This is a genomic window from Dolichospermum circinale AWQC310F (assembly GCF_000426925.1).
Classification (GTDB): Bacteria; Cyanobacteriota; Cyanobacteriia; order Cyanobacteriales; family Nostocaceae; genus Dolichospermum; species Dolichospermum circinale.
This window is the reverse complement of record NZ_KE384681.1, coordinates 50197-61061: the sequence shown is the minus strand read 5'-3', so window position 1 is coordinate 61061 and position 10865 is coordinate 50197. Positions and strand designations below refer to the sequence as shown.

The 10865-nt window shown below is 39.8% G+C and carries 10 protein-coding genes; 3 read left to right on the top strand and 7 right to left on the bottom strand.

The window, feature by feature from the left end; genetic code table 11:
• The first annotated feature begins 263 nt into the window (after nt 1-263).
• Nucleotides 264-1127: a carboxylating nicotinate-nucleotide diphosphorylase gene (nadC, locus tag ACIR310F_RS0111130; protein WP_028083895.1), complete on the top strand. Its 864-nt coding sequence runs from the start codon at nt 264-266 to the stop codon at nt 1125-1127.
• Between the two features lie 316 nt (nt 1128-1443).
• On the opposite strand, the gene ACIR310F_RS0111125 is transcribed toward nadC, so the two are convergent.
• The 5 genes from ACIR310F_RS0111125 to ACIR310F_RS22225 all read right to left on the bottom strand — a co-directional run bounded on the left by ACIR310F_RS0111125 (nt 1444) and on the right by ACIR310F_RS22225 (nt 5977).
• The gene (locus ACIR310F_RS0111125) at nt 1444-2640 is read right to left on the bottom strand and encodes an LL-diaminopimelate aminotransferase (RefSeq protein WP_028083894.1); all 1197 of its coding nucleotides are present in this window, start codon (nt 2638-2640) and stop codon (nt 1444-1446) included.
• A 66-nt stretch (nt 2641-2706) separates the two neighbouring features.
• A complete protein-coding gene (locus ACIR310F_RS0111120; RefSeq protein ID WP_028083893.1) occupies nt 2707-3042 on the bottom strand; it encodes a thioredoxin family protein in 336 nt (111 codons plus the stop codon).
• 237 nt (nt 3043-3279) lie between these two features.
• Complete coding sequence (locus ACIR310F_RS0111115) at nt 3280-4047, bottom strand: PspA/IM30 family protein (RefSeq protein ID WP_028083892.1); 768 nt, start codon at nt 4045-4047, stop codon at nt 3280-3282.
• A 264-nt stretch (nt 4048-4311) separates the two neighbouring features.
• Nucleotides 4312-5031 (bottom strand): PspA/IM30 family protein, encoded by a 720-nt coding sequence (locus tag ACIR310F_RS0111110; RefSeq protein ID WP_028083891.1) that lies wholly within the window; start codon nt 5029-5031, stop codon nt 4312-4314.
• Nucleotides 5032-5185: 154 nt separating this feature from the next.
• Entirely contained in the window at nt 5186-5977 is a 792-nt protein-coding gene (locus ACIR310F_RS22225) for a hypothetical protein (protein ID WP_051289580.1), read from the bottom strand.
• Nucleotides 5978-6052: 75 nt separating this feature from the next.
• On the opposite strand from ACIR310F_RS22225, the gene ACIR310F_RS0111100 reads away from it, so the two are divergent.
• Nucleotides 6053-6598 (top strand): DciA family protein, encoded by a 546-nt coding sequence (locus ACIR310F_RS0111100; protein ID WP_028083890.1) that lies wholly within the window; start codon nt 6053-6055, stop codon nt 6596-6598.
• Between the two features lie 324 nt (nt 6599-6922).
• Complete coding sequence (locus ACIR310F_RS0111095) at nt 6923-7273, top strand: hypothetical protein (protein WP_231387493.1); 351 nt, start codon at nt 6923-6925, stop codon at nt 7271-7273.
• Nucleotides 7274-7538: 265 nt separating this feature from the next.
• On the opposite strand, the gene menB is transcribed toward ACIR310F_RS0111095, so the two are convergent.
• Nucleotides 7539-8375, bottom strand: a complete 837-nt coding sequence (gene menB / locus ACIR310F_RS0111090) for a 1,4-dihydroxy-2-naphthoyl-CoA synthase (RefSeq protein WP_035367887.1) — start codon at nt 8373-8375, stop codon at nt 7539-7541.
• Nucleotides 8376-8584: 209 nt separating this feature from the next.
• A partial coding sequence (locus ACIR310F_RS25530) for a calcium-binding protein (protein WP_196803203.1) occupies nt 8585-10865 on the bottom strand: 2281 nt, incomplete at its 5' end.

The following is a 10865-nucleotide window of genomic DNA, read 5'->3' as shown; positions in this document are numbered from 1 at the left end:
ACACTTCACTGGAACACGCCACAAGTGGTCTTATCGTCCCTCCATGTCCGTTTAAAGTCTCCCAATGCCATAAGGCGACTATAACCAAATTTTTAACACAAAGCCGTCCTAAAAGGACGGGGCTTGTATCCCAGATTTTTGGTCAAGCAGTTGTATTTTTGATTTAGCTGAGTTGATGGGGATTTTTTTGGGTAATTATTATGGAAGGGGTTAATCAACGGAATTGCTGATAGTGTTGAGTGGATATAGGAATTAGGGATGATATGAAGAGTTTGGCTGTACTACCACCGTTTTTGGTGCTGGATCAATTGTTGCAAGGTTGGTTGCTGGAAGATATTGGTAGAGGTGATCGTACTACTCAATCTCTATTATCCCAAAATCCCACCGACAAAGAAGCGAAGTGGATAGCGAAAGCACCGGGAATAATTGCTGGTTTACCGGTTGCAGCCAGGGTATTTCAGCTTTTGAATCATCAGGTCAATTTTGTAAATATTACCGCTGAGGGGGCAAAATGTGAACCAGGACAGGTAATAGCGGAAATTGATGGTCCCTTAGATGCTCTGTTAATGGGGGAAAGAGTGGCTTTAAATTTGACCATGCGATTAAGTGGAATTGCGAGTTTAACTAATGTATATGTGGAGAAAATAGCTGATTTACCTGCTCAATTGGTGGATACGCGCAAAACTACACCAGGGTTGAGAATTTTGGAAAAGTACGCGACTGCTTTAGGTGGTGCTATAAATCACCGGATGGGTTTGGATGATGCGGTGATGATTAAGGATAATCATATTGTAGCGGCTGGGGGAATTGGGGAGGCTATTACCCGTGTTCGTTCTCACATTCCCTATCCTCTGACAATTGAGGTGGAAACGGAAACTTTGGCACAGGTACGGGAAGCGTTAGAGTATAAAGCGGATATTATTATGTTGGATAATATGCCTTTAGAAATGATGAGTCAAGCTGTGTCGCTGATTCGTCAGGAAGATAGTCGGGTGAAAATTGAGGCTTCGGGAAATGTCAATTTAGAGACTATTCGCGCTGTGGCGGAAACTGGTGTTGATTATATTTCTACTAGTGCGCCTATTACTCAGTCTAGATGGTTGGATCTAAGTATGAGAATGGTTTAATCGGCTATTGTATCTATATTATAGATTTGGGCGGGCTAGAAGCCCACCCCACAAGATGAAAATTTTTGATTTTTATACGGTTTTTGTGCAGATTACAGCGATTTTGCTGGTAAACGAACCAAGGTTTTTGTTTCGCGGGCGGGCTAGAAGCCCACCCCACAAGATGAAAATTTTTGATTTTTAAACGGTTTAAGTGCGGCTTCAATGGGGCGAATTTGAGAAATTATGGGATGCTATAATAGCGGTGTGAGTTATACTTTGCGTAAATACGCAAATGCGCAGAGTACGCGATTTTTAATTTGCACAAGTTTGTATCTTAGTTCATAAACTTGGAAATTCTCTCTACAGCGGTTACTAGAATTTCCGGTTCTTGCACTAATGCAAAGCGAACGTATCCTTCACCAGATTTACCAAAACCGATACCTGGAGAAGCTGCTACACCTATTTTTTTGACTAATTCGGTGCAAAATTCTCTGGAATTATGACTCCATTGTGTAGGTAATTTTGCCCAAATGTACATTGTGGCTTGTGGTGTGGGAACGTTCCAGCCTATGCTGTGTAAGGCTTTGATGAATGTGTCACGACGTTGACGAAAAATAGCTAAGGCTGATTTTACACCATTTTGCGGTCCAGTCAGGGCTGCGATCGCTCCGTTCAAAATTCCCAAATATTGGTTAAAATCAATGGTGGCTTTGATTTGCTTTAGGGCTTGAATTAATTCTGGATTCCCAATTGCATAACCAATGCGGAAACCTCCCATATTATAAGACTTAGACAAGGTAAAAAATTCAATAGAGACGCTTTTTTCGGGGTCAGCTTGTAAAATTGAGGGAACAGGGGATTTTAAATTGGGGGTTTCGGTTTCTGTAAAAACCAAATCTACATAGGGGAAATCGTGAACTAAAACAATGTTATGGTGTTGACAAAAGGCTACAGCTTCTTGAAAAAAGGATAAAGGGGCGATCGCACTGGTAGGATTATGAGGATAGCTTAAAACCATCAACCGCGACTGAGCTAAAACAGTGACGGGAATATCACTAAAAACTGGTAAAAAATTATTTTCTGGTTTTAATGCCATGGGATAAATCTGACCATTGGCCAAGTATACCCCACCAGCATGGGAAGGATAACCAGGATCTAATAATAGAGCAAAATCGCCGGGATTAAGTATAGCTAAGGGTAAATGGGCTGTTCCTTCTTGAGAACCAATTAGGGGTAAAATTTCAGTTTCTGGGTTAACTGGGATACCGAATTTCTGTTCATACCATTGGGCTGCGGCTTGACGAAAATTTTGAGTACCACGAAACAATAAATAACCATGGGTGCTAGGCTCATGGAGGGATTGAGCGATCGCTTCTAGGATATGATTCTGGGTAGGTAAATCTGAAGATCCTAAAGACAAATCAATTAATTCCTTTCCCGCAGCCAAAGCTATGGTCTTGGCTGCGTCCATGTCCGCAAATACGTTAGATTTTAAAGGTTGTAACCTGGTTGCAAATTGCATTTTAATTATTTATCATTGGTTATTAGTTATGAGTATGTGATCAGAAACTCTAGAGTTTTGATCACTCACTGACCACTAATTACTCTGTAAATGGTTATCTAAAAGACTGAGTAATTTATCTTTAGCAATTACTCCTTCGGTAGATTCTAATACTTCTTCTCCTTTCATTAACCTGAGAGCAGGAAGGCCTTCTACATGATATTGCTTGACAGCCACGGGATTAGGATCAGCTTCTATTTTAACAATTTTTAGGCGATCGCTATAAGTTGTTGCGGCTAAATTAATCAATGGTGACATTAAGCGACAAGGACCACACCAGGAAGCCCAAAAATATACTAATACAGGCTGTTCGGACTTTAAAACTTCTTTTTCAAACTCAGCATCAGTGATATTTATTACACTATTGCCCATAATAGTCTCCATAAAGTAGCATCAGTTAATCAAATTCGTTTACAAAATACTTTATCCCAATTTGAGGGTTAGTTGTTATCCTGTTTTGGACTTAGGCTTTACTCGGTCGAAGAATTTGCAGTTATAAAATGCTTACTATATCAGCTTTTTATCTGGTAATCTATCATAATCATTGGGAAAAATGAAGTAAAATCCCACATATTTGTGGGATTAACTGAATTAAATTATCTGCAAGAACTACAGTTTATCTAATTGTCTTTTAAGTTCTTCTAAGTCAGCATCAACTGGTTGAGTCGATTTAGCTGTACTGGTTGGTTGTTCTGGTTTGAGTAGTTTTGGTTCGGGTGCTGGTGCTAGAGATGCTTTCAAAGCCGCTAATTCATCATCAATATCACTACCAGATTCCAATTTTGCAAATTGGCTTTCTAAATCTGAACTTATCAATTCTGCGGTAGACTGAGCGCGAGATTCTTGGAGTAATACTTTTTCTTCCATGCGCTCAAAAGCGGCCATGGCGCTGCTGGTACTCATTCCGCTCACCATATTTCCCAATTGTTCTTGGGCTTTGGCTGCGGTAATTCGGGCTTTGAGCATTTCTTTCTTGGTTTTGGCCTCGGAAATTTTGCTCTCTAACTGAATTAAATTCTTTTTGAGACCTTCCACCTGAATGTTCTGCTGATCTAGACTAGTTTTTAAAGCTACACTTGTATCATTATATGTTTTTTTGCGCTCTAAGGCTTGACGGGCTAGGTCTTCATCACCTTTTTGCAGAGCCAATTGAGCGTTACGCTGCCATTTATTGACTTCATTTACAGCTTCATTGTACTGTTTCTCTGTACGTTTTTGGGCTGCTATGGCTTGAGCTACCCCTTGACGCAATTTCACCATGTCCTCTTGCATTTCTAAGAGGGCTTGTTCGAGCATTTTTTCTGGATCTTCGGCTTTACTGACTAAATCATTGAGATTAGCACCAACAACTCGTTTAAGACGATCAAATAATCCCATAAATTTATCTTTCCTTACAAAGTTTGGGTTTTTGGTTAAATAGTTAGCTTTTTTGCTAAAAGCTACTTACACCAATGTGATATTTCTAGTTTGGATCTTTTTTTCTATTCTGAATCATGAACCTATCATACAGAGAAAAATTCAGGAGGCACAAGTCAGGAGAAATGAAGACAAGGAAAGGAGTAAAATAAAGTTTGCTCTATAGCGGTTTTCCTAATTTTCGTACCTGATTCAAGTATATACGACTATATTAACCCGTCTGACTCATGGTTCGGGTGTTTTGGGTAAATTGGGTAAATTATGATCTGGCTGCGGATTTTCTCCTTGATTGAGAATATAATTTTTCATGGCTGCTAGTTCTGTATCAATATGATTATGAGAATTTAAAGATGCAATTTTTTTTTCCAAATCATCACCACCCAATTGATTAATAATTTCTGATTTTGCTTCTATATTTAGTATCTTTTCCTCTATTCTTTCAAATGCGCTTAAACTAGATTGATGAGAAACTCCACTCAGCATTTCTTGAAGACGATAGGAGGCTTCGGCCGAACCTGCGCGAGCGATATACATATCTTTTTTGGTTTTTACCTCAACCAATTTTAATTCTAGAGTCCGCATATCCTGCTTCAACTTGGCCACTACATCTTTTTGCTGATTAATTTGGCTGATTAAGGTTGTGGCTGTTTCTTGGTAAAATTTACGTTTGGTAAGGGCTTCCCGTGCTAGAGATTCATTACCCTGCTGGAGGGATAATTGAGCGCGACGATACCATTCTTCGCTTTGGGACTCCGCTGCGGCTGCTTGGCGTTCTGTGCGCTTTTGTGTGGCGATCGCTTGAGCTACACCCTGACGTAATTGTACCAAATTATCTTGCATTTCTACGAAAGTTTTTTCCAGAATTTTTTCTGGATCTTCTGAATTGCTAACTAGACTATTAAAATCAGCACGAATTAGTCGCAGAATACGCTTGATAATTTCCATATTGGTTTTCCCTTGACCATTTACAGGACTATGAGACTGGTTTTTGTGGAAATGCGACAAATTTCAGGATTATGCTGCACAATGGCGATATAAATTATGTTTCCTGCCAAGACGCAAAGATTGCTATCAGCAAGGCCACATTTTCTATAGTATCTTAATTTTGGGAATTGTTGCTGGTAATTTCCGGGGTTGGTTTGACTTTTGGCGTTAAATCTACTATATCTTTGGTATCTCTGAGTTGTCGAAATTCCTGAGTCGCTAAATTAGGATACTTGGGTACAAGTGTGGTTTTTGGTTTAGTAGTAGATTGGGAATTATGGTCTATTAATTCAGTATTTTTCGTGGTATGCGGCGAATTACTGTTAAATAAGTTGCTAAAATTGAAAGACAAATTTTTGGAGTTTAGGACTAGATAACCCAAGGTCAGGGTTGTCAATAATAGCGACAGCATTGAACCAATACCTAAAGGGGATAACACAAAATTACGGAAACTGCTGGTTGTGAAAGTTTTGGGGTGTTGTGGTTCTTGTACCATTAAACTCCGCAATAGTGCTTCACTAGATTCTAAGTAATTATCTGGTTGTTTGGGAATATGAGTGAGAAGGAAAGTTTCATGTTGGGTAGATTGAATTTTGGTGTTAACTATACTACTAGATTTTTCCAATTTTGTGGGAGTTAAGTTGTTCTCTATTTCATGGTTAACAAGCTCCTGGTAATGATTAACTGTGGAGATTTGAGTATTATTACAGATGATTTTTTCTTCAGATTCTGTGCGATTTTTTACATTTAATGATATTGTCGGAGTGGTAAAATTGCGATTGCTTTTGTATCTTGTTAATTCTTGATCTAATTGGAATTCTAAACTAGCTAAGGCTATAGCTAAGGTGGGATTTAATACTGATGATCGAGGGGATTTTGCGGAATATCCTGGGAGATTTTGATTCATGGTAGTGTAAGATGGGATAGTTAAATAATGTTTATTATAGAATAAATACTTGCATTTCTTAAATACTGACAAAATATGTCTTTTAAATCAATTAATAATATTTTAGAAGGTATTAAACTGTCAGCACTATGGCAAGAACAATTATTTCCCCGGTTGTTGAATTGTTGGGTGGAAATTGTCGGTGCTGAGGTTGCGGTACAAACTCGTCCTCTGTCAATTCAACGTGATGTTGTCTGGGTAGCAACGTCTAGCGCTGCTTGGGCGCAAAATTTAACCTTTGAACGGAAAACCATACTCATCAAATTAAACCACAAGCTATCTACATCTTTGGTGGATATTCGCTTTTCGACTGCGGGGTGGAAGAGTTTACCAACCACGGAAACACAAATAACTATTTCTGCTTCAGAACACCCCAGTTATGTTGCTGATGATCTAGTTCCTGAGAAGTCAGTCACACTGAGTCTTGACAATGCTCTAGGTACTTTTGAGAATTGGGCTAGGATGATGCAGGAGCGATCGCATTATCTCCCTTTATGTTCCGAATGTCAATGTCCTAGCCCACCGGGTGAACTGGAACGCTGGAATGTTTGTTCTCTGTGCTGTTCTAAGCGGTTGAGGTAAATAATCAGCCCTTGATTATGATATTGAATTATTGTCAGTTGATTGTAAATAATGAACTCAACTAGATGCTAAAAACTGAGTTTAAATCTATCCAAAGTAGACTTAAAAAATCAGAATAAATCTAAAATCAGACTTTTAACCTTGATCCCTAATATGTTTTAGTTTAAATTGAGTATGTAGACACTCTAAGAATCATTTACAAATATAACAAGAATCTAAAGACATAATAAAGTTTATTTATTGATAATAATGGCTATAACCCGTATCCAATAATAACTTCCTGCCCTTCATCCCTATTTTGGTAAACAAGGAAAATATATAAGTATGTTGGCTAGTCCTATGGTACTGAAGATGAAGGCATATCAAGCAATTAAGCGTTTAACATCTACTTGTCGTTATTGTCGTTATTACCAGCCACAGGGTCGCCGTGGTGGTATATGTGAAAAGTTGACCGCACCAGTCCAAGGTGTTTGGAAAGCTTGTCCTTTGGCGTTACCAGCTTTTGCACCCTCTTGGGAAACTCTAGAAGATGCTTGGAGTTTACCAGTACCAAGACCTGTTTTTTCAACTTCTCAAACTCTTGCAGCGGAGTTAGATCATCTTACAATTAATTGTATTGAAGAGACCCGTACTTATACCACGCAAGAGGTAGCAAATCAGAACGTAATAATTTAATTGCGTACGATTATTGTCATTAATTTTCTGTCCACCTTAATAAGATTTGACTTGCAATTTATTAGTGTTTCCAATTTTGAAATCTTTAGAAATCGCACCTTCCTGACAGGTGCGATTTTAGTATATAAAAATCAGGAAAGAATCAACCACGAAGGAACTAAGGAAGAGAAGGAAAGAGGGTTCGAGAGATATTTTCCGTAAGTCTCCAGGAAGTAAAACACTACTGATGTTATCACGGTCTTAGGGACTGATATATTTTTAAGCTTTAAGGCAACCAGGGAAATTCTCGAAAGTTAGGGGGACGTTTTTCCAAAAAAGCTTGTTTTCCTTCGGCTCCTTCTTCCGTCATATAATAAAGAAGAGTGGCATTACCGGCAAGTTCTTGTAAACCGGCTTGTCCGTCGCAGTCGGCGTTAAATGCTGATTTGAGACAACGAATGGCTATAGGGCTTTTTTCGAGGATTTCTTGCGCCCATTGTACCCCTTCTGTCTCTAGTTGTTCTAGGGGGACAACAGTATTAACTAAGCCCATTTCTAAAGCCTGTTGAGCGTTATACTGACGACAAAGAAACCATATTTCTCGCGCTTTTTTTTGTCCTACTATTCGCGCTAAATAACTCGCACCAAAACCACCGTCAAAACTGCCTACTTTAGGTCCTGTTTGTCCGAAAATGGCGTTATCGGCTGCAATAGTTAAATCACAAATTAAATGCAGAACATGACCCCCACCAATAGCATAACCGGCGACTAGGGCAATGACAACTTTAGGCATGGAACGAATGAGACGTTGCAAGTCTAAAACGTTTAAGCGGGGAATACCAACATCATCTAAGTAACCTGCTTGTCCCCGGACACTTTGATCTCCTCCTGAACAGAAAGCGTATTTACCGTCTGTATGAGGTCCTGCACCCGTAAATAAAACTACACCAATATTAGTATCTTCTTTAGCGTCCCAAAAAGCCTCGTATAGTTCAAAGACGGTTTTGGGGCGGAATGCGTTACGTTTGTGGGGACGGTTAATGGTGATTTTAGCAATACCGTCAGTTTTTTGGTAGATAATGTCTTCGTAGGTTTTGACGGTTTTCCAGTCGGGTTCTATCATAGATAATCTGCGATACTGTGTTTGAGAATTTTATCGCGGCTGAGATGGAAAGTATGGGCAATTTCCAGAAAATGAGTAATTCAGGGGGGAAACTTGAAAAAATATTCCCCTAATTCTCTATTGCTGAAGAATTAGGGGAACCTGATTTTGATTTGTGTCAAATCCAAACTACTAGGAAGTAAGGATATAAAATCTCAATTGAGCGCGTATTAGGCAATCAAAGTAAAATCGCTACTCACAAGGGTGATAGTAGGATCACTTAAAACGGCAAACTTAGATTCTCCACCCGGAGTAGATCCGTTGGAGTTATAGAAAAGACTACCAGTGCCTTGGCTATACACAATGCGGGCATTACTAGCACCAACTAAAGCATCGTTAGCAACCACTACAAAGTCAGTCAGAGCCTGTCCCACTGCATTAGTAATGGCACTGAAAGTAGCTTTACTCAATGCAATGTTGTCTCTATTTTGTCCTTGACTAATTTGTCCCGCATCAAACTTGGTGATGTAATCAACACCTAAAGTGTTGAAGACTCCATTGAACTGATACTGATCATTACCGAGTCCTCCTATGAGAGTATCATTACCACTTCCTCCTATGAGAGTATCACTACCACTTCCTCCGTCCAGAATGTTATTGCCACTATTACCAGTGATGACGTTATTACCTGTGTTACCTGTACCATTGATATTGCCAGTGCCGGTGAGATTAAAATTCTCGTACAGGTCACTTAAAACGTAGTCCACTGAACTTGACTGGGTACCAATGACAGTAAAATCATTGCTGTCAAGAGTGATACCAGGATCAACTTTGGCAAACCGAGATTCTCCACCCGCAGCACTTCCGTTGGAGTTATAGAAGACATAACCAGTGCTTTGGCTATAAACAATGCGGGCATTACTAAAAGTTGCTAAAGCATCATCAGTAACTTGGGCAAAATCAGTCGCAGACAGATCCCCACTGTCAACACTAATAGCATTGAAACTAGCCTTACTTAATGCTATTTTATCTTCTCCTTTGACAAAATCCTCGATTGAAGAAAGACCTAATGAGGGAGAAGAAGAAGAAGAGTAATCTCTCTTGAACCAAAATGTATCCTGACCCTGTCCTCCATTGAGATTATCAATTAGGGAAACATCAAAATTTGATCCAGAATTACCCCCTCCCCACAAAGTATCATTACCATTTCCTCCATTGAGATTATCAGTGCCAAGTCCTCCCATGAGAATATCATTTCCGTCCTGTCCGCTCAGTCGGTCATTACCACTACCGCCCTGTAACAAATTATTTAAGGCATTACCAGTGATCAGGTCATTTCCCGCTCCACCAATCGCATTTTCAATGACATTTCCGGCAGAAAAAGTGAGTTTGAGGTTACTATTATTGACCGTTACCGATTGCTGTGTGGTGATGCCCAAGTTAATATTTATCGGAACAGCAATATTAGTCCTAGGATCACTAAAGTCAATAGTATCAATACCCCCGGTTGCTGCTTCCACAATGGTATCTGCTCCCAAAGCATTGGCAACACTAAAGACATAAGTATCGTTTCCTGCTAGACCAGTAAGGATGTTGTTGCCACTATTACCAGTGATGACGTTATTACCTGCGTTACCTGTACCATTGATATTACCAGTGCCGATGAGTGTGAGGTTCTCTACGAGGCCAGGTAAGGTACGGGTCACTGAACTTGGCAATGTATCAGTAATAACGACTTCTATGCCATCATCGGTTAAACCTGTATCGATAGTAGCATTAGTTGCATTGGAAAGTTTTACTAAGAAGGATTCATCGGGTTCATTGATGTTGTCATTGAGAATGGGGATACGGATAATGCCGGAGGAAGTGCCGGCGAGGATAGTCACCGTTCCTGAACTATTATTATAATCAACGTCCTCTATTGCGGAAACTGTACCTGTCGGACTGGTGGTGTAATAGAAGGTGATGTCGTCTTTACTAGTGACGAGTTGTCCATTACGACCGATAAGGTCTACGACTATTACAGCATTATTATTGAAGCCTTCAACAAAAATGTTATTGTTGTTAACCCCACTGAATGATAAAATTGGACTGTCGGTGTCAACAATAGTTCCTATGACGGGTTCTGGTGTATCAACGGTGTAACCTGTTCCACTAGCTAAGGTGACAACAACTGTCTCATTACCTTCGTAGTTGTCATCTGCTTTGGGGTCTATGATTAAAGTAGCTGTAGTTGCACCCGCAGCAAAGGTGATGGTTTTACCTGTTCCCGGTGTTGCTCCTGTGTAGTCATCACTATTGGCTGTACCACCAATGCTATAGTTGACTGTTAAGACATTACCTAAAGACTGGCTTGTACCACCAGGATAACTGCGAGTGAAGGTATAGACTAGGTTGGTTGTACCGTCTTCATCTACGCTGCTTGGACTTACGGTTACGGTAATGCTGGCAGTATCGTCGTCGTTAATAGTTCCTACGACGGGTGCTGTTGTACCAACGGTATAACCTGTT